This window comes from Lichenicoccus roseus (assembly GCF_005844085.1).
Classification (GTDB): domain Bacteria; phylum Pseudomonadota; class Alphaproteobacteria; order Acetobacterales; family Acetobacteraceae; genus Lichenicoccus; species Lichenicoccus roseus.
Genome location: NZ_VCDI01000005.1, coordinates 101,081 through 128,062 on the forward strand (window position 1 = coordinate 101,081; position 26,982 = coordinate 128,062).

The 26,982-nt window shown below is 68.9% G+C and carries 24 protein-coding genes and 1 riboswitch; of the genes, 14 read left to right on the forward strand and 10 right to left on the reverse strand.

Annotated elements, in window-relative coordinates; all coding sequences use genetic code 11:
• Positions 1–4: 4 nt before the first annotated feature.
• The gene (locus FE263_RS14670) at positions 5–1,027 is read right to left on the reverse strand and encodes a LacI family DNA-binding transcriptional regulator (protein ID WP_240759637.1); all 1,023 of its coding nucleotides are present in this window, start codon (positions 1,025–1,027) and stop codon (positions 5–7) included.
• A gap of 190 nt (positions 1,028–1,217) precedes the next feature.
• Between FE263_RS14670 and FE263_RS14675 the strand changes: the two genes are divergently transcribed.
• The 5 genes from FE263_RS14675 to FE263_RS14695 are packed head-to-tail and all read left to right on the forward strand — an operon-like array spanning position 1,218 to position 6,811.
• Positions 1,218–2,762: a sugar ABC transporter ATP-binding protein gene (locus FE263_RS14675; RefSeq protein ID WP_138326782.1), complete on the forward strand. Its 1,545-nt coding sequence runs from the start codon at positions 1,218–1,220 to the stop codon at positions 2,760–2,762.
• Positions 2,759–3,778: an ABC transporter permease gene (locus tag FE263_RS14680; RefSeq protein WP_138326783.1), complete on the forward strand. Its 1,020-nt coding sequence runs from the start codon at positions 2,759–2,761 to the stop codon at positions 3,776–3,778. Before FE263_RS14675 ends, FE263_RS14680 begins: the two co-directional genes overlap by 4 nt.
• 1 nt (position 3,779) lies before the next feature.
• Positions 3,780–4,847, forward strand: coding sequence for an ABC transporter permease (locus FE263_RS14685; RefSeq protein ID WP_138326784.1), 1,068 nt, complete (start codon positions 3,780–3,782; stop codon positions 4,845–4,847).
• 34 nt (positions 4,848–4,881) lie between these two features.
• Positions 4,882–5,889, forward strand: coding sequence for an autoinducer 2 ABC transporter substrate-binding protein (locus FE263_RS14690; protein ID WP_138326785.1), 1,008 nt, complete (start codon positions 4,882–4,884; stop codon positions 5,887–5,889).
• Positions 5,890–5,920: 31 nt separating this feature from the next.
• Positions 5,921–6,811 (forward strand): NAD-dependent epimerase/dehydratase family protein, encoded by an 891-nt coding sequence (locus tag FE263_RS14695; protein ID WP_138326786.1) that lies wholly within the window; start codon positions 5,921–5,923, stop codon positions 6,809–6,811.
• A 6-nt stretch (positions 6,812–6,817) separates the two neighbouring features.
• Here the strand turns inward: FE263_RS14695 and otnC are convergent, their stop codons facing one another.
• Positions 6,818–7,495: a 3-oxo-tetronate 4-phosphate decarboxylase gene (gene otnC, locus FE263_RS14700; protein WP_138326787.1), complete on the reverse strand. Its 678-nt coding sequence runs from the start codon at positions 7,493–7,495 to the stop codon at positions 6,818–6,820.
• A gap of 77 nt (positions 7,496–7,572) precedes the next feature.
• On the opposite strand from otnC, the gene ltnD reads away from it, so the two are divergent.
• The 3 genes from ltnD to otnK are packed head-to-tail and all read left to right on the forward strand — an operon-like array spanning position 7,573 to position 10,571.
• Positions 7,573–8,487 (forward strand): L-threonate dehydrogenase, encoded by a 915-nt coding sequence (gene ltnD, locus FE263_RS14705; protein ID WP_138326788.1) that lies wholly within the window; start codon positions 7,573–7,575, stop codon positions 8,485–8,487.
• 2 nt (positions 8,488–8,489) lie between these two features.
• Complete coding sequence (otnI, locus tag FE263_RS14710) at positions 8,490–9,269, forward strand: 2-oxo-tetronate isomerase (RefSeq protein WP_138326789.1); 780 nt, start codon at positions 8,490–8,492, stop codon at positions 9,267–9,269.
• A 3-nt stretch (positions 9,270–9,272) separates the two neighbouring features.
• A complete protein-coding gene (otnK, locus tag FE263_RS14715; protein ID WP_138326790.1) occupies positions 9,273–10,571 on the forward strand; it encodes a 3-oxo-tetronate kinase in 1,299 nt (432 codons plus the stop codon).
• Between the two features lie 129 nt (positions 10,572–10,700).
• Here the strand turns inward: otnK and FE263_RS14720 are convergent, their stop codons facing one another.
• Positions 10,701–11,216, reverse strand: a complete 516-nt coding sequence (locus FE263_RS14720; protein WP_138326791.1) for a GNAT family N-acetyltransferase — start codon at positions 11,214–11,216, stop codon at positions 10,701–10,703.
• A gap of 4 nt (positions 11,217–11,220) precedes the next feature.
• Entirely contained in the window at positions 11,221–12,333 is a 1,113-nt protein-coding gene (locus FE263_RS14725; protein WP_138326792.1) for an alkene reductase, read from the reverse strand.
• Positions 12,334–12,583: 250 nt separating this feature from the next.
• Between FE263_RS14725 and FE263_RS14730 the strand changes: the two genes are divergently transcribed.
• The 5 genes from FE263_RS14730 to holA all read left to right on the forward strand — a co-directional run bounded on the left by FE263_RS14730 (position 12,584) and on the right by holA (position 19,955).
• The gene (locus FE263_RS14730; RefSeq protein WP_138326793.1) at positions 12,584–14,881 is read left to right on the forward strand and encodes a BTAD domain-containing putative transcriptional regulator; all 2,298 of its coding nucleotides are present in this window, start codon (positions 12,584–12,586) and stop codon (positions 14,879–14,881) included.
• Positions 14,882–15,020: 139 nt separating this feature from the next.
• A complete protein-coding gene (locus FE263_RS14735; RefSeq protein ID WP_408886198.1) occupies positions 15,021–15,527 on the forward strand; it encodes a DUF3576 domain-containing protein in 507 nt (168 codons plus the stop codon).
• Positions 15,528–15,534: 7 nt separating this feature from the next.
• Positions 15,535–18,159: a leucine--tRNA ligase gene (gene leuS, locus FE263_RS14740; protein WP_138326795.1), complete on the forward strand. Its 2,625-nt coding sequence runs from the start codon at positions 15,535–15,537 to the stop codon at positions 18,157–18,159.
• Positions 18,156–18,839, forward strand: a complete 684-nt coding sequence (locus FE263_RS14745) for a hypothetical protein (protein WP_138326796.1) — start codon at positions 18,156–18,158, stop codon at positions 18,837–18,839. Before leuS ends, FE263_RS14745 begins: the two co-directional genes overlap by 4 nt.
• Before the next feature lie 57 nt (positions 18,840–18,896).
• Positions 18,897–19,955 carry a DNA polymerase III subunit delta gene (gene holA / locus FE263_RS14750; RefSeq protein WP_138326797.1) on the forward strand — a complete coding sequence of 353 codons (1,059 nt, stop codon included), beginning with the start codon at positions 18,897–18,899 and terminating at the stop codon, positions 19,953–19,955.
• A gap of 397 nt (positions 19,956–20,352) precedes the next feature.
• Here the strand turns inward: holA and FE263_RS14755 are convergent, their stop codons facing one another.
• Positions 20,353–21,426, reverse strand: a complete 1,074-nt coding sequence (locus FE263_RS14755; protein ID WP_138326798.1) for a HoxN/HupN/NixA family nickel/cobalt transporter — start codon at positions 21,424–21,426, stop codon at positions 20,353–20,355.
• A gap of 39 nt (positions 21,427–21,465) precedes the next feature.
• Positions 21,466–21,731, reverse strand: a riboswitch (cobalamin riboswitch).
• A gap of 109 nt (positions 21,732–21,840) precedes the next feature.
• Here FE263_RS14755 and FE263_RS14760 point away from each other — a divergent pair.
• A complete protein-coding gene (locus FE263_RS14760) occupies positions 21,841–22,023 on the forward strand; it encodes a hypothetical protein (protein WP_138326799.1) in 183 nt (60 codons plus the stop codon).
• Positions 22,024–22,096: 73 nt separating this feature from the next.
• Here FE263_RS14760 and FE263_RS14765 read toward each other — a convergent pair whose 3' ends face one another.
• The 5 genes from FE263_RS14765 to FE263_RS14785 all read right to left on the reverse strand — a co-directional run bounded on the left by FE263_RS14765 (position 22,097) and on the right by FE263_RS14785 (position 26,955).
• Positions 22,097–23,380, reverse strand: coding sequence for an MFS transporter (locus FE263_RS14765; RefSeq protein ID WP_138326800.1), 1,284 nt, complete (start codon positions 23,378–23,380; stop codon positions 22,097–22,099).
• A gap of 1 nt (position 23,381) precedes the next feature.
• A complete protein-coding gene (locus tag FE263_RS14770) occupies positions 23,382–23,837 on the reverse strand; it encodes a DMT family transporter (protein WP_240759640.1) in 456 nt (151 codons plus the stop codon).
• Positions 23,838–23,864: 27 nt separating this feature from the next.
• Positions 23,865–25,130: an arsenic transporter gene (locus FE263_RS14775; RefSeq protein WP_240759643.1), complete on the reverse strand. Its 1,266-nt coding sequence runs from the start codon at positions 25,128–25,130 to the stop codon at positions 23,865–23,867.
• A complete protein-coding gene (locus tag FE263_RS14780) occupies positions 25,127–26,236 on the reverse strand; it encodes a metallophosphoesterase family protein (protein WP_138326801.1) in 1,110 nt (369 codons plus the stop codon). Before FE263_RS14780 ends, FE263_RS14775 begins: the two co-directional genes overlap by 4 nt.
• Before the next feature lie 344 nt (positions 26,237–26,580).
• Positions 26,581–26,955, reverse strand: a complete 375-nt coding sequence (locus tag FE263_RS14785; protein ID WP_138326802.1) for a response regulator — start codon at positions 26,953–26,955, stop codon at positions 26,581–26,583.
• Positions 26,956–26,982: the final 27 nt, after the last annotated feature.

Consider the following 26,982-nt stretch of genomic DNA (forward strand, 5'->3'; position numbering starts at 1 on the left):
GACGTCAGGTGCTGGCGCGCACCTCCAGCCGGAAGCCGACATCGATGCGCGCCGGCCCGGACGCGTGGCCCTGGATCCGGCCGAGCAGCTTGCGGGCAGCGATTTCGCCGATCTGCTGGCGCGGCGAGACGATGGTGGTGAGCGGCGGCGTGGTCAGGGCGCTGATTTCAAGGCCGTTGAAGCCGGCGATCGCCACCCGCGCCGGCACCACGATGCCCTCGCGCTGCGCCCGCAGCAGGGCGCCGACGGCGAGGTCGTCATTGGCGAAGAACAGGGCATCGAGCTCAGGCGCGGCCTCGAGCGTCGCCATCAGCGCGTTCCCGCCGACCTGCGCGCTGGATTTCTGGTCATGCTCGAACGGTGGCCGCCGGGCCAGCCCTGCCGCCGCCAGCGCCTGGTCCAGGCCCCGGTAGCGCTGTGCCGCACGATAGTCCTGCTTCAGCCGGCCACCGATGAAGCCGATCTGCCGGTAGCCCCGCTCGACCAGGTGCTGCCCCATCGTCTCACCGGCGCGGACGTGCGACAGGCCGACATTCATGTCGATCGGCCGGGCGCCCAGTTCCATGATCTCGACCAGCGGCCGGCCATAGCCACGCAGCAGGGTCCGCGTGCGCTCGGCGTGCCGCATGCCGGCGACGATCAGTCCGGCGGGCGACCAGCCGAGCAGGGTCGCGACCAGCTTGCTTTCGCGGTCCAGGTCGTACTGGGTATTGCCGAGCAGCGGCTGGTAGCCGGCCTCCTCCAGCACCTGCTGGATGCCCTGGATCACCTCGATGAACACCGCGTTGGACAGCGACGGCACGATCACCGGGATGATCCGGCTCGCTGCCGAGGCCAGCGCGCCGGCATACTGGTTGCGCACGTAGCCGAGCGCGCTCACCGCCTCTTCGACCTGTGCCCGCAACGCGGCGGAGACGCTGTCCGGCGCGTTGAGCGCACGCGAAACCGTGATCGGTGCGACGCCCGCGCGCTCGGCGACATCCTTCAGCGTCACGGCGCCGCTATGCGCACGGCGGCGAACCGCCATTCTCGTCGATGTCATTGCAGCAGAAGCATAGACGGCGGGCCTCAGCGCGCCAATAAGCCCGGACCCTGGTGGTACGAATTTGTTGGTTGCGCTACCATGGCCGCCCCGCTACGGTCCGTGCCAAGCAACGTCGCGCCGAGCGGCGGCAGCGATTGCCCGAGTTGAACGGGCATCCGGGAAGTCCATCGAGATGTCTTACGCCGCAGCAGAAACGGCCCCCGTCGCCGCTGGCCACTATCAGGCCACCGAGGTCACCAAGACGTTCGGGAGCGTCTCCGTCCTGCGTGGGGTCAGCCTGACGCTCCGGCCCGGCCGCATCCACACGATGATGGGCGAGAACGGCGCCGGCAAATCCACGCTGTTCAAGATCCTTTCCGGGCTGCTTCGCCCCACCACCGGCGAGTTGCGCCTCGATGGCGCCCCGGTCGCGTTCTCGGCCCCGCACGATGCCCACCAGCGCGGCATCTACCTGGTGCCGCAGGAGCCGGCGCTGATGCCGGAGCTGACGGTGGCGGAGACCATGTTCGTGGGCCAGCTGCCGACGCGTGCAGGGTTCCCCCGCCGGGTCGACTGGCCCGGACTTCGCCGGCAGGCGCAGCAGGCGCTGTCGTCGCTGGGTCTCGCCATCGATGTCGGCCAGCTCGCGCGCCATCTGTCGATCGCGCAGCAGCAGCAGGTGGAGTGCGCCAAGGCGCTGCTGCGCGGCTGCCGCATCATCCTGTTCGACGAGCCCACCTCGCCGCTCACCAGTCACGAGGTCGAGCGGCTGTTCGGCATCATGCGGCGGCTGCGCGACGATGGCTGCACGCTCGGCTTCATCAGCCATCGCATGGACGAGGTGCTCGACATCAGCGACGATATCAGCGTGCTGCGCGATGGGGCGCTGGTCGACACCGTGGATCGCAGCGGCTTCGACCGCGTCAGGCTACTGTCGCAGATGGTCGGGCGCGAGATGCGGGTCATCCCCCGTCGCACGGCCTCGTTCAGCACCGGCCGGCCGATGCTGCAGGTCGAAGGTCTGGCGCACGCCCCCCGCTTCCACGATGTCGGCTTCACGCTCCACGAAGGCGAGGTGCTCGGGCTTGCCGGCCTCGTCGGCGCCGGACGCACCGAGATCGCCGAGACCATCTTCGGTATCCGGACGCCGGATGCCGGGCATGTCCGCCTCGGTGGCGACGAGATCACCGGCCTCGCGCCGCATGCCATCATCCGCCGCGGCCTGGTCTATGTGCCGGAGGATCGTGCACGGCACGGCGCGATCCTGCCGATGACCATCACCGAGAACATCACCTCCGGCCTGCTCGACCGGCTGCGCCAGCGCTTCGGCCTGATCGACCGGAACGACGAGGACCGTACCGGGGCGGCCATCGTCACGCAGTACCGCGTCCGCTGCGCCGGCATCGACCAGCCGCTGCGGCAGCTTTCCGGCGGCAACCAGCAGAAGGTGGTGTTCGGCAAATGGATGGGGCTGCAGCCGCGCGTCGCCATCCTGGACGAGCCGACACGCGGCGTCGATGTCGGCGCCAAGGATGAGATCTACGAGCTGATCGAGGAACTCGCCAAGGCGGGTCTCGCGATCCTGGTCATCTCGTCGGAGATGGAGGAGCTGGTGCGGCTGTGCGACCGCGTGCTGTCGATCTACGAGGGCCGCATCGTGGCCGAGATCGAGGGCGCCGATATCACGCCGGCGCGCGTCGGCCAGTCCTATCTGAGCCGCGACGGCCTGGCTGCATGACCACGTTGCCGCTGCCCGCCGCCGGGGTTCCGGAGCGCGAGATGAGCGCAGCCGCGCCACGACGCAGCCGGCGCGAGGTGCGCGAGATCACCCTCATCGTCGCCACCGCACTGACCATCGTGACCGTCGGCCTCTTCAACCATGGCTTCATGTCGACGCAGAACCTGCGCTTCATGCTGCTGAACTCGGTGGTGCTGTCGCTGGTCGCACTCGGCCAGACCCTGGTGATCGCCACCCGCGGCATCGACCTCTCGGTGGCGCCGGTGATGGGCCTGACCGCGGTGGTGACCGGCCTGCTCGCGCAATCGAGCGGGTTGCCCTTGGTGGGCGCGGTCGGAATCGCCATCGTGCTCGGCCTGTTGCTCGGCACGCTGAACGGCCTGCTGGTCGCACGCCTCGCGATCCCGCCGATCATCACCACGCTCGGCACCTACAGCCTGTACAGCGGCCTGGTGTTCGTCTACTCCAACGGCACCCAGGTCGACTCCGTGCCGCGTGCCTATGCGACGCTCGGCAACGGCTTCGTCGCACCGTTCATCCCGGTCCCGATCGCCGTCGTGGTGCTGGCGGTGGCGTTGCTGCTGGTCTGGTTCATGCTGAACCACACGCGCTTCGGCCGCGCCATCCTGGCCGTCGGCAACAACGACGCCGCCGCCTACAATGCCGGCATCGGCGTCACCGGCGTGAAGGTGCGCGTCTATGCGCTGTCCGGTCTGCTGGCCGCGATCGCCGGGCTGATGTTCGTCTGCTACACCGGCTCGGCCACCGTCACCACCGGCACCGGCGATCATGTCGAGTTGCAATCCATCGCGGTGGCGCTGATCGGCGGCACCGCGATCGCCGGCGGGCGCGGCAACGTCGTCGGCACCGTGCTCGGTTCGCTGTTCCTGAGCGTCATCCTGACCGCGCTGGTGTTCATCCATGTGCCGCCGATCTGGTACTCCGCCGGCGAGGGGCTGATGATCCTGGTCACCGTCACCGCCGGCATGCGGCAGAACCGCGGCGGGGCGAACTGACATGGCCGATCCGAGCAACCCGGGCCGCAACGAGGTCACCGCGCGCCGCCGCAACGCCGCCCGGCTGCCTCTCGATGGCTGGGAGCGCTCGCTGCTGGTGCTGCTGGTGCTGCTGGTCGCCGGCCTCTGCCTGTCGGTCGACGGCTTCTATCCAGGCTTCGCCGGCTTCCTGGCGCTCACCGAGAACTTCCTGCCGTTCGGCCTGGTAGCGCTCGGCCTGACCACGGTGATCCTGACCGGCGGGATCGACCTCTCGGTCGGCGCCACCGCAGGGCTGTCGGCAATCGTCATGGCCGAGCTGTGGAGCGGCCTGCACGTCTCGATCTGGCTGGCGGCGGTGGTCGGGCTGCTGGCCGGCGGCGTGCTCGGCGCCGTCAATGGCCTGATCATCACCCGGCTGCGCACCGAACCGCTGATCGCAACGCTGGCCACCAGCTTCATCTATGCCAGCATCGCCACCGCGCTCGCCGGCCCCTCGCCGCCGGCGGGTTTCCCGGACGCCTTCAACCTGATCGGCACCGGCACCCTGATCGGCCCGATCCCGCTGCAGCTGGTGCTGTTCTCCGTGCTCGCCCTGCTGTTCACGCTGCTCCTGCAATACAGCACCTTCGGCCGTCGCATCGTCATGGTCGGCTACAGCAGCGAGGCAGCCCGCTACAGCGGCCTGCGCATCGACCGCATCGTGCTCAGCGCCTACGTGATCAGCGGCGTCATGTCGGCGTTCGCCGGCATCGTGCTCGCCGCCTACTACAGCGCGGTGCGTCCCGACATGGGCGACGTGCTGCTGCTCAGCACCATCACCATCGTGGTGCTCGGCGGCGTCAGCATCTTCGGTGGCGAGGGGACCATCGCCGGCGTGGTGATCGCCGTCCTGCTGCTGGGCTTCCTGCGCCAGGGCATGCTGATCGCAGGCTATTCCGACATGGTCACCACGATGCTGACCGGCGCCATCCTGCTCGGCGCCATCGCGATCAAGAATATCCTGTCGGGACGTGGCACCGGGCTCGCCGCGCTGCTGACACGGATACGCGGCCGCCGGCCTGCAACGACAGGCAGCGCCGCGGAATGAACGTCACGACCTCAACCAGGGAAACAGGAACTCCATGACCTCCTCACTCTCCTACCGGCTTCGCGCGGCACTGTTGGCGGGTCCCCTGATGCTGGCCGGGCTCGTCTCGGCGCATGCCGCCGACATCGACACCGGCAAGCGCATCAAGGTCGCGATGGTGCCGAAGCTGGTCGGGCTGTCGGTGTTCAAGGCGAACCAGCAGGGCGCCGAGACCGCGGCGAAATCGCTCAATATCGACTTCCTCTATACCGGCCCGGTCACCGCCTCCGCGCAGGGACAGGTGGACGTGTTCAACAGCCTGATCGCGCGCCGCTTCAACGTCATCACGACCACCTCGAACAACCCGACGCAGCTGGCACCCGCGCTCAAGCGCGCCCGCAAGCAGGGCATCAAGGTGGTGTCGTACGACAGCGACGTGGCGGCTGACGCGCGCGACTTCTTCATCCAGAACACCGACTATGCCGAGTTCGGCAAGGCGCTGGTCGAATCCGTCGCCAAGTACATCAAGCCCGACGCCGAGATCGCGATCCTGTCCTCGACGCCGGATGCCACGATCCAGAACGAGTGGATCAACGCGCTCAAGACCTATCTCTCGGCGCACTACCCGAACATCAAGATCGTGACCACCCAGTATGGCCAGTCGAGCCCGTCGCAGTCGCTGACCGCCGGTCTCAATATCCTGCAGGCCAACCCGAACGTGACCGCGATCATCGCCCCCGACGGTGCGGCCGAGGTAGGCGCCGCCGCCGCTGTCGAGAAGCTCGGCAAGTCCGGCAAGGTGGTCGTCGGCGGGTGCAGCGATCCGAACTCGATCCGGCAATACGTGAAGTCGGGCACCATCCGCGAGACCCCGCTCTGGGACGAGGTCAAGGAAGGCGAGCTGGTGATGTACGTGGCGCGGCTGGCGGCCAACAACGCGATCGGGCCGAACAGCACCTTCACCGCGGGCGACCTCGGCACCTTCACCGCGAAGAACAAGGTGATCGTGTTCAGCAAGCCGCTGGTGTTCAACAAGGACAACATCGACCAGTACCAGTTCTGACCGGGACGGGTCGCGTTACAAGGATAGCAGAATGAAGCAAATTCTCTTCACCGGCGGCAGCGGCAAGGCCGGCCGCCACGTGGTGCAGTACCTGGTCGAGCGGGGCTACCACGTGCTCAACATCGACCAGAAGCCGCTGGACAACCCGAAGGTCCGCACGCTGATCACCGACATCACCGATGCCGGCCAGCTGTTCAACGCGTTCTCGTCCTATACCGGACTGCACGAGTTCGACCCCGACCTGCGGCCGAACAAGATCGACGCGGTGGTGCATTTCGCGGCAATCCCGCGCGTCATGATCGTGCCGGACAACGAGACCTACCGGATCAACGTCATGGGCACCTACAACGTGCTCGATGCCGCCACCAAGCTCGGCATCCCGAAGGTGATCATCGCGTCGAGCGAGACCACCTACGGCGTGGTGTTTGCCAACACGCCGCGCGAGCCGGACTATTTCCCGCTCGACGAGGAGTATCCGGTCGATCCGATGGATAGCTACGCGCTGTCCAAGATCTGCAACGAGCGCACCGCTCGCGCCTTCTCGCTGCGCAACAACTCGGACATCTACGCCTTGCGCATCGGCAACGTGGTCGAGCCGTCCGAGTACGAGCTGTTCCCGGGCTGGTTCGCCAAGCCGGACTTCCGCAAGAAGATCGCCTGGAGCTACATCGACGCGCGCGACCTCGGTGAGATCGTGCGTCTCGGCATCGAGACCGACGGCCTTGGCTACCAGGTCTTCAATGCCGCCAATGACCACACTTCGTCGGACCTGCCGACGGCCGAGCTGCTGCGACGCTATTACCCTAACGTGCCGGTGCGTGCGGAGCTCGGTGAGTTCGAGGGCCTGCTCTCGAACAAGAAGGTTCGCGAGAAGCTGGGCTTCAAGGAGAAGCACAACTGGCGCAACTACGTGAAGGTCTGAGGCAGGCTAGGCCCCGGCGCCGTCACCATGCGCATCCGGCACCGGCAGGTCGATCTTGAAGGTCGCGACCAGATCGTCGACCTGCGCAGTGGTCAGCGCCCGGGGATCCAGGCCGCGCAGCATCAGGTAGAGCCGCGCGGTCTCTTCCAGCTCTTCCATCGCATAGACGGCAGCTTCAAGGTCGCGGCCGGCAACGACGGGGCCGTGATTGGCGAGCAGGACGGAGGAGTAGCGGCCGGCGAGCCCGCGTATGGCGCCGGCCACCGCGGCGTCGCCGGGGCGGTGATACGGGATCAGCGCCGTCTGACCGACGCGCATCACATAGTACGGCGTCAGCGGCGGCAGCACCGTGCGCGGATCGATGCCGGGGAGCATGGAGACGGCGACGCTGTGCGCGGAGTGCAGATGCACGACCGCGCCGGCACCGTGCCGCGTCTCGTAGAGCGCCTGATGCAGCGGGATCTCCTTGGTCGGCGGATCGCCGGACAGCAACCGCCCGTCGATGCCGAGATGCGACAGCCGCGCCGGATCGAGGAAGCCCATCGAGGCGTTCGTCGGCGTCATCAGCAGGCTGCCGTCCTCGAGGCGCGCACTGACATTGCCGGAAGAGCCTGGCGTCAGGCCACGCTCGAACAGCGAGCGGGAAAACATGCAGATCTGCTCGCGCAGGGCATTCTCGTTCATGACCGGTCCATATCCGTAGGCGGGGTTTTCGCGATGTGCCATGGCAGCGCAATCACATTAAGTCGTCCGGAGGCACAATGACCAGCAGTCCAGGCAAGCCGCGCGCGTCCGTCATCGGCCTTGGCTCGATGGGCCTTGGCATGGCGCAATCGCTGCAGCGTGCCGGCTTCGAGGTCGCGGGCTGCGACGTCTCCGAGGCTGCTGTGGCGCGCTTCGCCGAGCACGGCGGCGTGCCGGCGCAGACGCCCGCCGAGTGTGCGCAGGGCGCCGGCTGCGTGGTGTCGGTGGTGGTCAATGCCGCGCAGACCGAGGCGGTGCTGTTCGGTCCCGAAGGCTGTGCCGGCAGCATGCCCGAGGGCGCGGTTTTCGTCTCCTCGGCGACGATGGCCCCGGAAGCCGCGCGCGCGCTGGCGTCAAGGCTGGAGGCGACGGGCCGGCTCTATCTCGACGCTCCGATGAGCGGCGGCGCCGGCCGCGCCGCCGACGGCTCTCTGACCATGATGGCGTCCGGAAGCATCGCGGCATTTGCCCGGGCGCAGCCGGCACTCGACGCGATGACCGGCACGTTGCACCGCCTCGGCGACGAGGCCGGCCTGGGTTCGGCGTTCAAGATGGTCAACCAGCTGCTTGCCGGCGTACATATCGCCGCCGCCTGCGAGGCGATCGCGTTCGCATCGCGCCAGGGGCTCGATCTCGCGCGGGTCTACGAGGTGATCACGCAATCGGCCGGCAACAGCTGGATGTTCGAGAACCGGGTGCCGCACGTGCTGGACGGCGACTACAGCCCGAAAAGCGCGGTGTCGATCTTCACCAAGGATCTCGGCATCGTCATGGACATGGCGCGCGACCTGAAGTTTCCTGTCCCGGTCGCGGGCGCTGCGTTGCAGATGTATCTGATGACGGCGGCAGCCGGAATGGCGCAGGACGACGATGCGTCGGTTGCCCGCCTCTATGCGCAGATTGCCGGGCTCAAGCTGCCGGCCGGGAAGTAGCCATGCCGCGTTTCGCCGCCAACCTCACCATGATGTTCAACGAACATGCGTTCCTCGACCGCTTCGACGCGGCAGCGGATGCGGGCTTCGAGGCCGTCGAGTTCCTGTTCCCCTACGAGGCCACCCCCGACGAGGTCGGGGCGCGGGTGTCGCGCAACAGGCTCGAGGTGGCGCTGTTCAACCTGCCGCCGGGGGACTGGGCGGCCGGGGAGCGCGGGCTGGCGGCACTGCCGGAACGCGCGCCGGAGCTGGACGGGCTGCTCGACCGCGCGCTGCCCTACGCCGAGGCGACCGGGGTGCGCCGGCTGCACCTGATGGCGGGGATCGCCGATGCACACGATCCGCGCGCCACCGCGGCCTACGCCGCAGCGGTGGAGCACTGCGCCGGACGGCTCGGCGAGCGCGGGCTCGACCTGGTGCTGGAACCGATCAACGGCCGCGACATGCCGGGCTATTTCCTGAGCGATTTCTCCCGCGCGGCGCTGCTGATCCAGGAACTCGGCCTGCCGAACCTGAAGCTGCAGTTCGACATCTACCATCGGCAGATCCTGCACGGCGACGTCACCATGGCGCTGCGGGCGATGATCGGGCTGATCGGCCATGTGCAGATCGCCAGCGTGCCGTCGCGTAACGAGCCGGACGGCGAGGAGCTGAACTGGCCGTTCCTGTTCGAGGAGCTGGACCGCGTCGGCTATGCGGGCTTCGTGGGATGCGAGTATCGCCCGCGCGGCAGAACGGTCGACGGGCTCGGCTGGTTCGCCCCCCATGCCAGGAAACGCTGAGCCATGACGCTCCTGCTCGGCTGCATCGCCGACGACTATACCGGCGCCTCCGACCTCGCCAGCATGCTCTCGCGCTGCGGCCTGCGCACGGTGCAGACCATCGGCGTGCCGCCTTCGAGCCTGGAGCTTCCCGAGGTGGATGCCGTGGTGGTGGCGCTGAAGAGCCGCTCGATCGAGGCCCATCGCGCGGTGGAGCTGTCGCTGGAAGCGGAGAGCTGGCTGCGTGGTCGCGGCGCCGGGCACGTGCTGTTCAAGATCTGCTCGACCTTCGACTCCACCGATGCCGGCAATATCGGCCCGGTGCTGGACGCGCTGCGAGCCCGCGCCGGGGGCGGCATCGTTGCCGTCAACCCGGCCTTCATCGAGACCGGGCGCACCGTCTACCAGGGCCATCTGTTCGTGAACGGCGTGCCGCTGCACGAGAGCCCGCTGAAGGACCATCCGCTCAACCCGATGCATGACAGCAACCTGGTGCGTGTGCTGGCCCGGCAGAGCGCCAGCCCGGTCGGGCTGGTGCCGCTCGCCGTCATCGAGCAGGGGCCGGATGCGATCCGTGCCGCGCTGCAGGCGCTCGCCTCCGACGGAAACGGCAGCGCAATCCTGGACTCCGTGGCGCCCCGCCATCTGCTGGCCATCGGCGAAGCGGCGCTATCGGAGCCGGTCTCCACCGGCGCCTCCGGCATCGGCTACGGGCTGGCGCGTGCGCTGGTGGCGCGCGAGGGATTGCCCGCGCATGCGGTCAGCGCGGTCGGGTCCACCGACCACCGGGATGCGCACGCGGCGATCCTGGCCGGGTCGTGCTCGGCCGCCACGCTACGGCAGATCGAGGTGGCAGAACGCCGGATGCCCTGCCTGAAGCTCGATATCGATGCCCTTCTGGATGGTCCCGCCGAAGCGCAGCGGGCACTGGACTGGGCGACCCAGCGGCTCGCAAAGGGGCCAATACTGATCGCGAGCAGCACGCCGCCGGAAGCGGTGCGCGCCACCCAGGCACGGCACGGCGGTCCGGCCGCGGGCCATGCGGTCGAGCAGGCTCTGGCCGGACTGGCGGAAGGGCTGCTGGCGGCGGGACTCGGGCAGCTGATCGTGGCTGGTGGCGAGACTTCGGGCGCCGTTGTCGACCGGCTCGGCCTGCAGGCCTTCCTGATCGGGCCTGAGATCGCGCCCGGCGTGCCGGTGCTGCAGGCGGTCGGCGCCCGTTCCTCCGGACTGATGCTGGCACTCAAGTCCGGCAATTTCGGCGGCGACGACTTCTTTCTCGAAGCCCTCGCCAAGCTGCGCGATCCGGACGCGTCGAGCTAGGCGGTCGGCGCGTTCACGCCCCGCAATATATTCCGGCATTCGTGGGCAACCTGAACGCGATCAGACCGCACAGCCGTCCGATGCGAGTGGCATCGCCCGCCTTGATGGCGGCGATCTTGGTTGGCCGGGTCACGGACGGTAAGGAACTTCCTTACCGGTTGCGAGGAGCCGCTCAAGGTAGCGCACCGTCTTGCGCCCGTCGTGGATCGCGGCCTGTCCGACCTCGACGAAGCCAAGCCTGTCATGCAGTGCATCCGAAACCGGGTTCGGCGGATCGATATTCACCTCGCAGACCACGCGGTCATGACCCATCCCGGCAGCACGGTCGAACAGGTCGTCGTAGAGCAGCCGCGCCAATCCGCGTCCGCGCGCCTGAGCCGCCACCACCACCCGGTCGACATACACGAACCGCCGGCGGCGCTCGCGGAACCACCGGAAGTTCGGGCTGACGTAGTCGGCGGCCTGATCGAAGGCCAGCAGGAAAGCATCGGCCTCGCCGATCCGCACGGCGTGGAATGCCTGCCCGAGAAGGCGGCCGAACTCTGCCGCAGAAAGCAGCGAGAGTTCGGCGGCATGAGCGTTGTTCAACGCCAGCAGGCAAGCATGCCGATCCGGTTCAATCGGGATTGGCAGCACCGCTGCCACCGGGCTAGCGCTCGATGGTGATCTGGCCGTTCATGCCCGGCCAGTCCGAGTAGCCGACCGAGCCGCCACCGTACCAGTACGATTTCGGCGCGTCCGCGAGCGGCGCCCCGCTACGCAGGCGCCCGACCAGGTCAGGATTGGCGAGGTAGGACCGTCCGAAGCTGAACAGGTCGGCCTTGTCCTCGGCCAGCATCTGCTCGGCCAGCTCGAGCGTGTACTGGTTGTTGGCGATATAGGCCCCGCTGAACCGCCGCCGCAGCGCCGGGAAGTCGACATCGTCCGGTACGTCGCGGGTCTGCTGGGTGACGCCCTCGATGTCGTGGATGTAGAGCAGCCCGACCTTGGACAGGGCGTCGACATAGGCGCCGTAGGTTGCCATCACGGTGCTGTCGAGCGGGGTGCTGCCCGGCTCGGTGGTGGCGGGCGAGATGCGGATACCAACCCGGCCGCCGCCGCCCCAGACCTCGGTCACTGCCTTCACCACCTCGAGCGGAAAGCGCAGCCGGTTCTCGATCGAGCCGCCATAGCGGTCGGTGCGCTGGTTGGTGCTGTCGCGGACGAACTGCTCGAGGAGGTAGTTGTTGGCCGAATGGACCTCGACACCGTCGAAGCCGGCATCCTTCGCGCACTGCGCCGCGTGCCGGTAATCCTCGACGATGGCCAGGATCTCGTCGGTCTCCAGCGCCCGCGGGGTGACGTGGTCCTGCATGCCGTCGTTGGTGAAGGCCTGCCCCTTCGGCTTGAGGGCCGAGGGCGCCACCGGCAGCGCGCCGCCATGCAGGCTTGGATGCGAGATACGCCCGGTGTGCCAGAGCTGCAGGAACATACGGCCGTCGCGCCGATGCACGGCGCGGGTGATGCGCTGCCAGGCCTCGACCTGCTCCGGCGTAAAGATCCCCGGCGTCATCGCATAGCCGCGCGCCTGTGCCGAGATGTTGGTCGCCTCGCTGATGATCAGCCCGCAATCGGCCCGCTGGGCATAGTAGTCGATGGCGAAATCCGGCGGTACGCCGGCCTCGCTGGAGCGGCTACGGGTCAACGGCGCCATCACCACGCGATTCGGCAGGTGCAGGTCGCCGATGGTAACCGGCTGCAGCACCGGACTGTCGTTTGGCATCAGTGTTCCTTGGGATTGAGTGTATCGATATCTCCCGCGGGGAAGCGATCTTGGCCTCGCAAGTTCCAGTCCAGGAAGCCGGCGTTGCGCCAACAGCGAGGTCGTTTCGATATCAAACTTGCTGAAACCGAAACAACGTGATTTCTTACCCGTTAACTTTCTGACAATATGGCACTGTCTGCGGCCATCTGTCGCCACTCGTTCTAAGCAGCCTTGGTGCCCGGCGTCGGTGCCAATCCCGGGATCGCTCATGTCGGATTACACTCGGCCTCGCCTGCCCAAGCCCGATCCCTCGCTGCTCAGACTGCGGTTGATCGGCCCGATGGCGGCACTCACACTCGACAACGAGAGCGTGCTGCCGCCCGGTCGCAAGACCCGTGGCCTGCTGGCGATCCTGGCGATGGCCGGCCGGCGGCCGGTGCTGCGGTCCAAGCTGGCCGAGCTGCTCTGGAGCCGGCGCTCCGAGGAACAGGCGCGGGCGTCGCTGCGGCAGGAGATCCATCGCCTGCTGGAGGCGCTGAACCCGGTCGGCACCTCGCTCATCAGCGTCGAGCGGCATTCGTTGTCGCTGCGCCCGGCGCTTACCAGCGTCGATGCCGAGCGCCTGCTGAACGCGAACGTCAACAACGTGATCAGCCACGCCGGCAGCGGTGCCAACGGAAGCAACGGGGCCGGGGGCGCCAGCTTCGGGGGCGCGCTGCCGACCCTCGACGGCGTGCTGCTCGAGGAACTCAACGGCACCGACCCCGCGCTCGATGCCTGGCTCGAGGGCGAACGCCGGCGGCTGCACGAGCATGTCCTTGAGCTGTACGAGGCGGCACTGCGGCGTCACCTCGACCCGTCCGCCACGGTCGCGACCTGCAGGCAGCTGCTGCTGCTCGACCCGCTGCACGAGACCGCCTGGCGCGGCCTGATCCAGGCGCAGCTGCAGCTTGGCGAGCGAGGTGCGGCGCTGCAGAGTGTCGATCGCTGCCTCGCCCTTTTCAGCGAGCGCGCTTCCGCGCAGCCCGGGCCGGAGCTGAGCCGGCTGGCGAGCGAACTGCGGCAAGGGCGGGCGTCGCCGGGCGGCATCGCCGAACCAGGCGCCGGCACCAGCGGGGATGCGGCCGATGCCGGGCCGGACGAACCGGCTGTTGGGGCGCACGCCGGCAACCGGCGCGGTGCCGAGGATCCCGGGATCGTCTCGATCGCCAATCGCCGCCTGCACGAGCGCGGCATCGCGATCCTCGCCGTGCTGCCGCTGCTGGTGCTCGACGCCGATCTCGACAACCGCATGGTGCAGAGCCTGACCGACGGCATCATCGTCGGGCTGCACGACCTGCCGGTCATCACCGTCGTCAGCGGAACCGCGCTGGCGCAGGCGCTGGCGCATGGCCGCGACGACGCGCTGCTGCGCCGCAGCCTCGGCCTCGACTACGTGCTGGACGGCACCATCTCGCGCGGCCGCACCGGCCTGCGGGTCATCCTGCGCCTGCTCGACCTGCGCCTGAACGGCCACGTGGTCTGGGCCCGCCGCTACGACTGCCGGGACACCCAGGCCCCGGCGGATCCCGGCGACGCAAGCGCACCCGGCAAGCTGGATCTGATCGACCAGGTGGCGGCGCAGGTGACCGCCCAGCTGCCGTGGGAGCTGCTTGTCATCGAAGGCAACCGGGTTGGATCGCGGCCGGCCGCCGAACTCAACCTGAACCAGCTCGCGCTGCGTGCGCTCTGCCTGATCATGCGGCCCGAGCGGGCGCAGAACGAGGCTGCCGGCGAGCTGCTGCGGCGCCTGGCCGGCATCGAGCCCGAGCATCCGCTGGGCTGGTTCGTCGCGGCACTGCGGCACATCTTCCGGTCGGCGCAGCGCTGGGGCGATGCGGCCTCCGAGGCGGCGGCGGCGGCGGCGGCGATCCAGAGCGCGCTGTCGCTGGGCGACGCCTCGCCCGCCACCATCGCCACCGCCGGCTACATCCGGAGCGAGCTGCAGGGCGACCCGGAGGCCGGGCTGGCGCTGATCGAGCGTGCGCTCGCGATGAACGACGGCGTGGCTCTCAGCCTGGCATTCTCCGCCTTCATCCTGGTGCGGTTCGGCCGGCTGGACGAGGCGGCGGAGCACTTCGACCGCTATGCCAGGATCCATCCGCTGCACCCGCTGCACCACATGCTGGACAGCGTCGGCATCACCATCGCGGTGCTGCAGGACCGGCTCCCCGATGCGGTGCAACTGGGCCGGCAGCTGGTCGAGCTGACGCCGTCTTTGCTCTGCCCGGCGATCCCGTGCCTGGCTGCCTATGGCCTGGCGGGGCTGGAGGGCGACGCCGAGCGACTGCTCGCCCGCATCGAGCTGATGAGCCCCGGTCTCAGCATCGACGCGGTGCTGCAGCATCAGGGCTTCCGGCGCGCCGGCGACGCCGAGCGGTTTGCCGCCGGCCTGCGTGCGGGCGGCATGCGGCAATCGCCGCGCTCCGGGTCGGCGGACGATGGCGGAGCTGCCGGCGCGGCGCCGACCGGCCGCGAGCCGCGGCTTTCGTCGCGCAGCGCGGGTGGCGTCCGCCTGGCTACCTGAAGCAGGCGGGGTCGGCTTGGCGACGTGAAGCGGGCAGGGTAGATACGGGTCCCTCGCCCGTCAGGCATGCGGCCGGGTCAGGCCCATGCCGCTCAACCCCTCCGGCGCCCCCGCATGCGCCAAGCGATACAGAGGCTGCATGACCGCCCGTCTTGGATCCGCTACCGCCGCCTTGCTGCTGGCCGCCACCATGGCCGCCTGCTCCAACAACTCGGGCGGCCGTACCGTCGACACCACCGGCGACACCACGGCTCTGAGCGCACCTCGTAACCACCTGCTGGGCGAGGATCGCAGTGCCACCGGCGGCGACCAGGCGCAGGCCGGCGTCAACGCCTTCCTGTGGCGCGGCGCGATCGACACCCTGTCCTTCATGCCGTTCGCCTCGGCCGACCCGGTCGGCGGCATCATCATCACCGATTGGTACAGCCCTCCGACCACGTCCGGCGAGCGCTTCAAGGCGACCGCCTACATTCTCGGCAAGCAGCTGCGCTCGGACGCCATCCGCGTCGCGATCTTCCGGCAGACGCTGCAGGACGGGGCGTGGGTCGACGCGCTGGTGGCGCCGAACACCGCGCCCGACATCACCAGCAAGATCCTCGCGCGGGCGCGCCAGCTGCGTGCGGATGCCGGCCAGAGCGGCAGCTGAGCCGCCGATGTCGGGACCGTCCTCCGGAATCACGCAGGCCGGGCACGAGCAGGACCCGGGCGCCCAGTATGACTTCAGGGCAAGCGAGCCGCACTGGCAGGCGGAATGGACGCGGCGCGGCTGCTTCGACGTCGAGGACGTGCCGCCGGAGGGCCAGCCTACCTACTACGTGCTGGAGATGTTCCCCTATCCGAGCGGCCAGCTCCACATGGGCCATGTCCGCAACTACACGCTGGGCGACGTGGTGGCGCGCTACAGGCGTGCGCGCGGCTACGCGGTGCTGCATCCGATGGGGTGGGACGCCTTCGGGCTGCCGGCGGAGAACGCGGCGCGCGAGCGCGGCGTGCATCCGGCAGCCTGGACCTTCAGCAACATCGCGACCATGCGCGAGACCCTGCAACGGCTCGGCTTCTCGCTGAACTGGGACCGCGAGTTCGCCACCTGCGAGCCGCGCTACTACGGCCACCAGCAGAAGCTGTTCCTCGACATGATGGCCGCTGGGCTCGCCGAGCGTCGCGAGAGCTGGGTGAACTGGGACCCGGTCGACCAGACCGTGCTCGCCAACGAGCAGGTGGTGGACGGGCGCGGCTGGCGCTCCGGTGCCGTGGTCGAGAAGAAGCAGCTCAGCCAGTGGTTCCTGCGCATCACCAGGGAGGCGCCGGCGCTGCTGGAGGCGCTGGACGGACTGGAGCGCTGGCCGGAGCGGGTGCGCACCATGCAGGCGCGCTGGATCGGTCGTTCCGAGGGCGCGCGGGTGCGGTTCCCGCTGATGGCTCCCGAGGCGGGCATCGACCGGCTGGAGGTCTTCACCACACGCCCGGACACGCTGTTCGGCATGTCGTTCCTGGCGATCGCCCCCGAGCATCCGTTGGCCGCCGCGGTGGCGGCGCGCAACGAGGCGGCGGCGGGGTTCGTGGCCGAGTGCCGCAGCCTGGGCACCAGCGAGGAGGCGATCGAGACCGCCGAGAAGCGCGGCTTCGACACCGGCCTGCGTGTCGGGCATCCCTTCATGCCGGGGATCAGCTTCCCGGTCTGGATCGCCAACTTCGTGCTGATGGAATACGGCACCGGCGCGATCTTCGGCTGCCCGTGCGGCGATGCCCGCGACTACGAGTTCGCCCGCAAGTACGACCTGCCGATCCCGCTGGTGGTGGCGCCGCCCGATGGCGTGCCGCCCGGCGACCGCGCCTATGACGGGCCCGGCACCCTGATCGGCTCCGGCTTCCTCGACGGACTCGACACCGAGGCCGGACGCCGTGCCGCGATCGTGCGTCTCGAGGAGATCGATGCCGGGCACGGGGTGGTGAACTGGCGGCTGCGCGACTGGGGCGTGTCGCGGCAGCGCTACTGGGGCTGTCCGATCCCGGTGATCCACTGCGACACCTGCGGCGCGGTGCCGGTACCGGACGACCAGCTGCCGGTGGTGCTGCCGGAGGATGTCCGCTTCGACCTGCCGGGCAATCCGCTCGACCACCATCCGACCTGGAAGCATGTCGACTGCCCGCGCTGCGGATCGCCCGCCCGGCGCGAGACCGACACCTTCGATACCTTCGTCGACAGCTCCTGGTATTTCGCCCGCTTCACCGCGCCGAACGCCGCCACCCCGACCTCGCGCGCGGCGGCGGACCGCTGGCTGCCGGTGGACCAATATGTCGGCGGCATCGAGCACGCCATCCTGCACCTGCTGTACGCCCGGTTCTTCACCCGGGCGATGCACCGGACCGGCCACCTCGGCCTGGACGAGCCGTTCGCCGGCCTGTTCACCCAGGGCATGGTCAACCACGAGAGCTACCGCGACGCGGATGGCACCTGGCTGTACCCGGAGGAGGTCGAGCGCCGCTCGAACGGCGCGGTCCGGCGCGACACCGGCGGCGCGGTCACCATCGGGCGGGTCGAGAAGATGTCGAAGTCGCGCCGCAATACGGTGGCGCCATCGGCGATCATCGAGCGCTACGGCGCCGACACCGCGCGCTGGTTCGTGCTGTCCGACAGCCCGCCCGAGCGCGACATGGAATGGACGGAGGCGGGCGTCGCCGGTGCAGCGCGCTTCGGCCAGCGGCTGTTCCGGCTGGTCGCCACCGTCGCGGCGTCCGGCGATACGCAGGCGGCGGCGCCGGATATCGTCCCGGACGCCGCCGACCGGATGCGCCGGGCCACCCACCGCACCATCGCCAGCGTGACCGAGGCGCTGGACGGCTTCACCTTCAACGTGGCGGTGGCGCGGCTGCACGAACTCACCAACGCGCTGGCCGACGCGGTTCGGGAGACCGCACCGGGCCTTGGCCATGCGCGTGCCGAGGCGGCGCGTACGCTCTGCCTGCTGAGCGCCCCGATGATGCCGCATCTCGCCGAGACGATGCTCGCCCTGCTCGAGCCGGGCGCCGCACTCGCCGCCGAACGGCCGTGGCCAGAGGCCGATCCGGCCTTGCTGGTGGCCCGCCAGGTGACGATCGCGGTGCAGATCATGGGCAAGCTGCGCGGCACCATCGAGACCGCGCCGGACGAGGCCGCCGACCGCGTGCTGGCCCTGGCGGAGGCGGAACCGAACGTGCAGCGGCTTCTGGAAGGCAGGCGCATCGTCAAGCGCATCCATGTCCCCGGCCGGATCGTGAACTTCGTGGTGGCGGGATGAGCGTTCCGCGCCGCCTGATGCTGCTGGCCCTGGTGCCGCTGCTGGCCGGCTGCGGCTTCCACCCGCTGAACCAGCCGCGCGCGGACGCGCATCTGCCGGATATCTTCGTCTCCACCATTCCGGGCCGCGAAGGGCAGCTGCTGCGCCAGGCGATCCAGCAGCGCCTCGCGGGGTCGGACCAGGCCAGCCCCGAGGGCTACACCCTCACGGTCGGCTACGCGCTGAGCGCCGAGGCGATCGACATCCACGGCGACAACACCAGCGGGCGCACCCGCGTGGTCGGGCGCGCCGAATGGACCCTGGCCAGCGTATCTCCGGCGCCCGCGATCCTGGCGACCGGCAGCGCCCGGTCGGTCGACGGCTACAACGTCTTCGAGGCGCAGTATTTCGCCCAGACCCTGGCGGGGGAGAACACCTCCGGCCGCCTCGCCGGCAATCTTGCCGACACCATCCAGCAGCAGCTGGCGGGCTGGTTCGCCGCCCACCCGACCGCCGCCGACCGGGCGGCAGTTGCGGCCAGCGGCGCTCCCGCTCCGGTGCAGGGCTCGGCACCGGCTCCGAAGTCGCAACGCGGCTTCCTCGGTCCGCAGGATGTGCCGGGCAACAGCGACGAGTCGCCGCTGCAGCAGGTCGGTCCGGACGGCCTGCCATCCGGCGCGATCGGCCGCACCTACCAGTGAGGCGGCGCTGTTGGCGCCCGCCACTCTCCCCGTTACCGGCGTGACGGGAAGGCCCGCGTGAAGGTCGACGCGCGGCAGGCGGGACGTGTGTTGGCGGCCCCAGGCGCGATGCGGGCGATCCTGCTGCACGGCGACGACCACGGGCTGATCCGCGAGCGTGCGGCGGAGGCGGTGCGCGCGGTCGCCGGCAGCCTCGACGATCCGTTCCGCGTCGCCATCCTCGACCGCGAGGCGCACGACCGGCTGGAGGAGGAGGCGACCGCCCTCTCCCTGATCGGCGGCCGGCGGGCGGTCTGGGTACGGGAGGCCACCGACGGGCTGCATGCGGCGCTCGGACGCCTGTTGCCGGGCAAGGCCGGTCGTGGTGCGGCTGGCTCGGCGGGCAGGCCGCCCGAGGAGGAAGCGCTGATCGTGATCGAGGCCGGGGCGCTGCCGTCGCGCGCCAAGCTGCGGGCGCTGGTCGAGGCAGCGCCGGAGGCCGCCGCGATCGCCTGCTACCCGGAAGAGGGTCGCGCGCTGGAGGGCTCGATCGCGCGCATGCTGGAGGCCGAGCGGGTCCGTATCGAGCCGGACGCGCTCGCGTGGCTCGCCAGCCGTCTCGGCGCCGATCGGGCCGCCGGACGCGGCGAGGTCGAGAAGCTGGCGCTGTATGCCGAGCCGGGCGGCCGGCTGACGCTCGAGGACGTGCAGGCGGTCACCGGCGATGCCGCAGGCGCCTCCCTGGAGGATGCGGCGTTCGCCGCCACCGCCGGCGACCGCGCCGCTGCCGACCTGGCGATCGAGCGCGCCCTTGCCGAGGGATCGTCGCCGGTGGCACTGGCCCGTGTCCTGTTGTCCCACCTGCATCGCCTGCGCCAGACACGGTTGCTGGCCGATGCCGGCACGGCGCCGTCCGAGGCGATGGCGCGGCTACGCCCGCCGGTGTTCTTCAAGCGCACCGCGCAGTTCGGCCGCGCCCTCGGCCTGTGGTCCGCCGCCGGGCTGTTCGAGGCAGCGGTCGAGACCAGCCGGCTCGAGCTGGCCTGCAAGCAGACCGGCGCACCCGACCAGGTGCTGGCACGCCGGCACATCGCGATGCTGGCCGGACGTGCGGCTGCCGGCCAACGGCGTGCCTGAAGTCCCGCAGGTCTGACGCCTTGCCGAGGCAGGTTCCGCCCGGCTAGAAGGAGCCTGGTTGTCCGCGTAGCTCAGCCGGATAGAGCACAGGATTCCTTGTCACCAACTGGGCGTCGCGAGGGGAAACCGCGCGGCGGATCCGCTCAAAGTCGGGGAAAGCTGTGGCGCGCAGGCGCCGTGCCGATCCCGAGCCAAGCCCCGTGGCGACACGGGGAAGGTGTAGAGACTGGACGGGCGGCACCTAAGGGTTCCGGCCTAGGGTGAAGGGACAGTCCAGACCACGAACGCCGGTCCGGCTTGCCGGGGCGGCGGCGGCGAAAGTCGAAGTGGGATGAATCCTGGGGCCGTGGGTTCGAATCCCGCCGCGGACACCAGACGACCAGATTGCAGGCACGGGTCAATCCGCTGCCGTCGCAGGCGTTGCGACCTCGACCTCGTCGAGCCGCTTCACGCGGTAGACGATGACCGACACCAGCCAGCTGGTCGCGAAGATGCCGATGATCGCGTAGCCGAGCGTGCTGAAATTGTCGTTCAGGTCGCCCATGCGGTCCCAGAACCAGCCCTTGAGGCTCAGCTCGCTGCCGACCAGGCCGAGCGTCTCGATCCCGCCGATCAGCAGCCCGACGATGGCCGACACCACGGTGATGGTCAGGTTGTAGTAGAGCTTCCTGATCGGCTTGACGAAGGCCCAGCCATAGGCGCCGAGCATCAGGATGCCGTCGGTGGTGTCGATCAGGGACATCCCCGCCGAGAACAGCGCGGGGAAGGCCAGGATCGACCAGACCGGCAGGCCGTGGCCGGCCTCGGTGGCGGCGACCGTGAGCAGGCTCACCTCCGTTGCCGTATCGAAGCCGAGACCGAACAGGAACCCTACCAGCAGCATCTGCCAGGAATGATCCACCAGCCGGAACAGCGGCCGCAGCAGGCGCGCGATGAGCCCCCGGTTGTTCAGCAGGATGTTGAAGCTGTCGTCGTCATAGGCACCGCCGCCGCGGACATGGCGCCACGTCCGGTAGACGCCGCGTGCGATGGCGAGGTTCATGACCGCCATCGCCAGCAGGAAGCAGCCGGAGACCAGCGTGCTGACGGTCCCTGCCACGTCGTTGAACGCGCTGAAGCCCGACTGGATCTTCATCACCGTGAAGGCGATCATGGCCGTGCCGATCACCAGCACCGTGGAGTGCCCGATCGAGAAGAAGAACCCCGTCGTCACCGGGCGCTTGCCATCCTGCATCAGCTTGCGGGTGACGTTGTCGATGGCGGCGATATGGTCGGCATCCACCGCGTGGCGAAGGCCGAAGCTGTAGGCTAGCAGCGCGGTTCCGAGCAGGACGGGATGGTGGCGGAAGGCGATCAGCGCATAGGCGGCGGAACCGGCGTTGAAGGCCAGCAGCAGGCCGTAGATGCCGAGGACCTTGCCCCGGACGTTGGTTCCTTCATCACGGAAGATGCTTCGCAGGACCACGAGCATGCGTCGTCTCCGGCCCCCGGGGCACCCCGCCCGGCGACACTGGCTGATGCGACGATGGCAGGTCTCCTGGCTCACGGTTCCACGCCCCGGGGGGCATCGCCGCAGCAGGCCCTGTCTTCCCGAGCCGAAAATGGCTCAGTGACCCGGAAACGGCCCCTGAGGGGGCCGGTCACGGACGGACCGGCAGCTCACCGCTGACAGTTGCGGGGGCAGCCACCGACTTGCTCCCGGACCAAGATCCCGCCGGAGCGCACGGTGTTCCCTTTTCAACCCGCTCGCGCGGGACCATCGACGCTCCGGTCTAGCCGATCCTCCCGGGGGTTGCCACCGATACGGCGAAATCGCCTATGCCAGCGGATTGCGGAGTCTGTTCCTGATATGTTCTCATGGTCGCGGAAGGGTTGGGAGGGGACGATGGACGGCGATACGGACCGCGAGCCGCTAAGTGTCGAGGCCCTGCATGCGGTCCTCACCGCCGCCCTCGAGCGCCAGCGCGGCCAGCGGCGGGCTGCCCTCGACGCAATGACGGCTCGCCTGCTGGCGCGCGAGCTGGAACGCGACGGGTATTGCCTCGCGCGGATCCCGTCGACGGCGTAGCGCGGGACGACCGTGTTTCCCGCCAGGATCCGGTCTCGGACAGGGCTTCAGGTTCACGTCGCCGGCACCAGCGTTACGCGGTCCTTGCCATCGCCGTGCTTTTACCGGCGCGCTCCGGGGCGGTTTCCGGCATGGCGAAGAACAGTGCCGCGAGGGCGAGGCAGGCTGCGGCGCCGAGACCGAGGAATGCCGCCGAGTAACCCAGATGGTCGACCATCAGGCCCGCCGCGAGACCACTGAGCGATGCCCCTACGCCTTGCGCCGTTGCCACCGCGCCCTGTGCGAGGTTGTAGCGACCGGTGCCGCGCATCAGGTCGGCGATGACCAGCGGCGTGATGGCGCCGAAGATGCCGGCGCCGACGCCATCGAGAAGCTGGACGCCGATCAGCCACGGCGCGCTGTTCGAGAAGGTGTAGAGCACGGCACGAACCGGCAGCACCGCGAAGCCGATCAGCAGGATCGGCTTGCGCCCGATCCGGTCCGCCGTATGGCCAACCGCGAGCGCCACCGGCAGCATGATGAACTGCGCGGCGATGATGCAGGACGACATCATGGCGGTAGCCCATTCCGGATGCGCCTGTGCGAGCTTCTGGCCGACCAGCGGCAGCAAGGGCGCATTGGCTAAGTGGAACAGCATCGCGCAGACGCCGAAGATCAGCAGCGGACGGCAGCGCAACAGATCCAGCAGGCCCGACGGCTTGCTGCCCGTGGAGTCTTGTTGTTGCTCCTCGCCGTCCTCCAGGCCCCGCGCGCGGTTCTCGTCGATGGCATCCTTCGGGATCGACAACATCGCCAGCGCGGCGAGCAACGCGAAGACCGGAACCAGCAGGAACACGGCACGCTGCGTGAACAGGTAGCCGACGCCGCCCGCCGCCGCCGCGATCGCGACGTTGCCGGCATGATCGAATGCCGAATTGCGCCCCATCCGCCTGGCGAGCTGCCCGCGCACGAACAGGCCGAGTGTCACCGCCGCCACCGCCGGGCCGAAGACGTCGCCGACCACCGCAACCAGCGTGTTGGCGAGCAGCACCGGCCAGAAACGTGGCCAGACGAAGATCACCAGGGCGCCACAGGCAAGCAGCGCCAGCGCGAGCACGACGGCGCCGCGCTTGCGGCGCGTCGCATCGATGGCGGCGCCGGCGGGCGTCTGGGCAACAATCCCCAGCAGCCCGCTCGCCGTCGTCACCCAGCCGACCTGGGTCTGGCTCCAATGCTGCTGGGTGACCAGGAACACGTTGAGATAGGGGCCGAGCGCACCGCGTACGTCGGCGAGCAGGAAATTCACCGCGTCGAGCGAGCGCGGACGGAACCCCGCCTGCCTCGCCCGGCTGGTCAGGCCGGCGTCCGCGGCAGTCATCTCAGAACATCGCGATCAGGACGATGCCGCCGGTCATCAGCGCACCGCCGAGCACGCGCCACATGTTCAGGCTGTGCTGCTGGATGCCGAACATGCCGAAATGGTCGACGGCCAGGGACATCAGGATATTGGCGGTGATGGTCAGGCCGGCGAACGGGCCGGCGCCGATCTTGTCGACGAACAGCAGGCCGGTGATCACCGCGAAGGAGCCGACCAGGCCGCCGAGCGGCGCCCACCACCGCATCGTGGTCACACCCTCGACGGTCGGCAACGGTCGCGGCATGCACAGGAACAGCACGATCAGCAGCGCCAGGATCGGCAGGAAGGAGACCGTGCTGGCGAGCCACGGATTGGTCAGCGACTTGCGCAGCGCGCCGTTCATCGGTGGCCCCCACGCCTGCAGCGCCCCGGCAATCAGGATGATGGGGTAGAGCCAGGCCGCACTGATGTTCTGCATGATCGGGGTTTCCTGGAAAGCCTTGGTTCAGAGAGCGAAGGCGCCGGCGATTGCGAGGACGAGCGCCGGCGGCATGACCAGCATGCCGAGCTTGAGGAACTGCCAGGCGCTCACGCTCTGGCCTTCGCGCCGCAACGCCGTCAGCCAGAGGATGGTCGCCAGCGAACCGGTGACGGAAAGGTTCGGTCCCAGATCGACACCGATCAGGACGGCGCTGCGCACATGCTCCGGCACATGCGCAAGCTGCACGACACGGCCGGCGACGAGGCCGGCCGGAAGGTTGTTCACAAGGTTGCAGCCGACCGCCAGCACGATGCCCGCGACCCAGGCCGCTTCCGTCGCCGACGCCTGCACCAAGCCGTGCAGCAGGTTCGCGAGTTCCTTGGTGACACCGGTGATTTCCAGCGCTTTCACCAGCACGAACAGCCCGGCAACCAGCGGCAACACACCCCAGGATATCTTCTTCGCAACGTCGATGACGCTGCTTTCCGACCGGGTCAGCACCAGGACCGCCGTCGCCAGCCCGGCGAGCAGTGTCGGCAGGCCGAGCTGGATATCGAAGGCTGACGACACCAGCAGCACGATCGCGGTGCCGACGATGCCGAACGCCGCCATCTTGCCGCTGGCGGAGAGCTGCGGCACCTCGATGTCGGCGGAGATTTCCTGCTTCAGCGCGCGGCGTTGCGTCAGGCGCAGGACGAAATAGGTGGAGAGGATGCTGAGCAGCGACGGCAGCGCGTATTGCGGCAGCCAGTGCAGCAGCGGCGGCATGTGGCTGCCGTAGATGACGAGGTTGGCGGGATTGGAGATCGGCAGCACGAAGCTCGCGGCATTCGCGATGAAGGCGCAGATGAATAGATACGGCAGCGGGTTTTCGGCATCCGCGGCCTTGACCACCGCGGCGACCGCCGGCGTGAGAACGACCGCGGTGGCGTCGTTCGACAGGAAGGTGGTCACCACCGTGCCGACCGTGAAGACCAGGGTATAGAGGCGTGTGGCCGATCCCTTGGCCAACAGGGCGGCGCGTGCGGCGAGCCAGGCGAACAGACCTTCCTGCTGCGCCAGTTCAGACAGCAGCATCATGCCGATCAGGAACAGGTAGACGTCGGTGCCTTCGGCTACTCCCGCGAGGGCGTCGGCAGGGCTGATCAGTCCGAGCAGCACCAGCAGCACGGCACCGGACGCGGCCCAGACGAATTCCGGCCACGAGAACGGCCGGATGATGACGCCCGCGGTGGCGAGGCCGGCAATGATCCAGGTGGCGTATGGAGAAACCAGCAGAGATGCGATCACCACGGACGTCCGTTGCGGTTCGGGCCGAGCTGGGTGCCGAGAACGCCTTTTTCCGGCCAGGCATCGATACGGTCGGCGTCGCTGCCGTCGGCGCGTCGCACAGGTGGCGGCAAGGCCGGATCCGCAGGTTCGACGCGGTCCTCGTCGGTGGCGCCGTTTGCACCGGTGGCGCGCACGGTGATGCCGCGGCAACGCACCGGGAGGTCGCCCTGCCAGAGCGCGACCTGGCCCTCCACCGGGTGCATCGCCCTCCACTCGCCGTCATCCGGACGCATCTCGACGGCGACGACCGGCGTGTCGGAAAACACCTTCGCCCGGACCACGGTGCCGACACGGCCGCGCTCGGTATCCGGAACCAGACGGCGATCGACCGGATGCGTGACGAGGACGAACGGCCAGGCAGCATCCAGCGTCTTGAAGCGCCAGCTCACGCCGCGACCGTCGACGGCGGCGATCGAGAAACCGGACGGCCCTTCCTCGATCTGTCCGGTAGACCGCGTTGCCATGAATACCGTGCCGCCGTCATTGGCGAGCTCGTTGTAGTGGGTGTGGCCCATGTCCACGCAGACGACATGCGGCCTGGCGAGCAGGGCGGAGATCCGCGCGCGTCCTTCCTGCAGGTCCGCCGGATAGGTGTGCATGAACACCACCACATCCTGTCCGGCAGCTTCGGCCTGCTCCACCTCCCGCTCGGCCCAGTCCAGCTGCCTGTCGCCAAGTCGGAAGTCCAGCCCGCCGCTGCCGGCTGAGACAAGATCGAGGAACAGGCAGCGGCGCCCGGCCATCCATACCGCCTTGGGGAGCGCCTCGTGTCCGGGCACCGCGTAGAAGGCGTCCAGCGTGCGCGGCTTGAAGTCGTGGTCGCCGGTGATGACGTGCAGCGGCATGCGCAGGCGCGCAGCCTCCGTTGCAACCAGCCGGAATTGATCGGGCGTGCCGTCATCCGCATTGTCGCCGGGCAGCAGGGCGAAATCGACGCTGCCCTGCGGCAGGCTGTTCGCCAGATCGACGATGGATCCAAGATCCTTGTAGTTCTGCTCCTCGGCGGCGGTGATGTGCAGATCGCCGATATGCAGCCAGGTCAGGACTTCATGACCGCCGGACATTGTGCCTCCTTCGCTCCGGCTGATCCCATTCGCCGTTTCGAACTTATCTGATCGAAGTATTGATGACACACATAGAAAATTACTTGTCGTTCCGAAGCCAGGAACTACCCAAGAATACTTGCTTCTGACCGCTCCCTACCAGACGAAAGCAGTATCAATCGTAACTCCGGTGTAACTCAGGGCTGGACCGCAACAAGATCCGAGCGAGACGCCAGGCACGGGCGAAAGTTCCTGCGCAGGCAGGCATCGCGTCCGGGCGGATGATGTCGGGATGTGGATTGCGCTGCGTGTGGGTATACGGTGCAACGCCCGGACCGCTCGTGAACGCCGGCGCCGCGCCCGGCTTACGGTGCGGCGCCGCCTGCCACCGCGCGAGCGAGCGTCTCTTCCAGATGCGCCAGCGAGAACGGCTTCGACAGGAACCTGAGTGGCGGCTGCAGCCCCGCGAGCCGTCCGAGCAGGCCCTCGGAAAAGCCCGACATGATGACGATGGGCATTCCCGGGACGCGCAGGCGGGCCATCTCCACGAGATCGCCGCCGTCCAGCCAGCCCTGCAGCATCACGTCCGTCAGCAGCACCTGCACCTGATCCGGCTGGTCGAGCAGGCGTGCGGCTTCGGATCCATCCGCCGCGGTCAGCACGTCGTAGCCAAGGCCCGACAGATACTCCGCAGCATTCTCGCGTATCAGCTGGTCATCGTCGACAATCAGAATACGCATCACGAAACGATCTTATCCCGAGGCACC

Excerpts from the sequence above, each read along its gene's own strand:
- FE263_RS14690 (WP_138326785.1), top strand. The coding sequence starts at position 4,882 with ATGACCTCCTCACTCTCCTACCGGCTTCGCGCGGCACTGTTGGCGGGT.
- FE263_RS14765 (WP_138326800.1), bottom strand. The coding sequence starts at position 23,380 with ATGACTGCCGCGGACGCCGGCCTGACCAGCCGGGCGAGGCAGGCGGGG.
- FE263_RS14680 (WP_138326783.1), top strand. The coding sequence starts at position 2,759 with ATGACCACGTTGCCGCTGCCCGCCGCCGGGGTTCCGGAGCGCGAGATG.
- FE263_RS14675 (WP_138326782.1), top strand. The coding sequence starts at position 1,218 with ATGTCTTACGCCGCAGCAGAAACGGCCCCCGTCGCCGCTGGCCACTAT.
- otnK (WP_138326790.1), top strand. The coding sequence starts at position 9,273 with ATGACGCTCCTGCTCGGCTGCATCGCCGACGACTATACCGGCGCCTCC.
- ltnD (WP_138326788.1), top strand. The coding sequence starts at position 7,573 with ATGACCAGCAGTCCAGGCAAGCCGCGCGCGTCCGTCATCGGCCTTGGC.
- FE263_RS14780 (WP_138326801.1), bottom strand. The coding sequence starts at position 26,236 with ATGTCCGGCGGTCATGAAGTCCTGACCTGGCTGCATATCGGCGATCTG.
- FE263_RS14755 (WP_138326798.1), bottom strand. The coding sequence starts at position 21,426 with ATGCTCGTGGTCCTGCGAAGCATCTTCCGTGATGAAGGAACCAACGTC.
- FE263_RS14785 (WP_138326802.1), bottom strand. The coding sequence starts at position 26,955 with ATGCGTATTCTGATTGTCGACGATGACCAGCTGATACGCGAGAATGCT.
- FE263_RS14725 (WP_138326792.1), bottom strand. The coding sequence starts at position 12,333 with ATGCCAAACGACAGTCCGGTGCTGCAGCCGGTTACCATCGGCGACCTG.
- FE263_RS14760 (WP_138326799.1), top strand. The coding sequence starts at position 21,841 with ATGGACGGCGATACGGACCGCGAGCCGCTAAGTGTCGAGGCCCTGCAT.
- otnI (WP_138326789.1), top strand. The coding sequence starts at position 8,490 with ATGCCGCGTTTCGCCGCCAACCTCACCATGATGTTCAACGAACATGCG.
- FE263_RS14745 (WP_138326796.1), top strand. The coding sequence starts at position 18,156 with ATGAGCGTTCCGCGCCGCCTGATGCTGCTGGCCCTGGTGCCGCTGCTG.
- leuS (WP_138326795.1), top strand. The coding sequence starts at position 15,535 with ATGTCGGGACCGTCCTCCGGAATCACGCAGGCCGGGCACGAGCAGGAC.
- FE263_RS14685 (WP_138326784.1), top strand. The coding sequence starts at position 3,780 with ATGGCCGATCCGAGCAACCCGGGCCGCAACGAGGTCACCGCGCGCCGC.
- FE263_RS14735 (WP_408886198.1), top strand. The coding sequence starts at position 15,021 with ATGACCGCCCGTCTTGGATCCGCTACCGCCGCCTTGCTGCTGGCCGCC.
- otnC (WP_138326787.1), bottom strand. The coding sequence starts at position 7,495 with ATGAACGAGAATGCCCTGCGCGAGCAGATCTGCATGTTTTCCCGCTCG.
- FE263_RS14770 (WP_240759640.1), bottom strand. The coding sequence starts at position 23,837 with ATGCAGAACATCAGTGCGGCCTGGCTCTACCCCATCATCCTGATTGCC.
- FE263_RS14670 (WP_240759637.1), bottom strand. The coding sequence starts at position 1,027 with ATGGCGGTTCGCCGCCGTGCGCATAGCGGCGCCGTGACGCTGAAGGAT.
- FE263_RS14730 (WP_138326793.1), top strand. The coding sequence starts at position 12,584 with ATGTCGGATTACACTCGGCCTCGCCTGCCCAAGCCCGATCCCTCGCTG.
- FE263_RS14695 (WP_138326786.1), top strand. The coding sequence starts at position 5,921 with ATGAAGCAAATTCTCTTCACCGGCGGCAGCGGCAAGGCCGGCCGCCAC.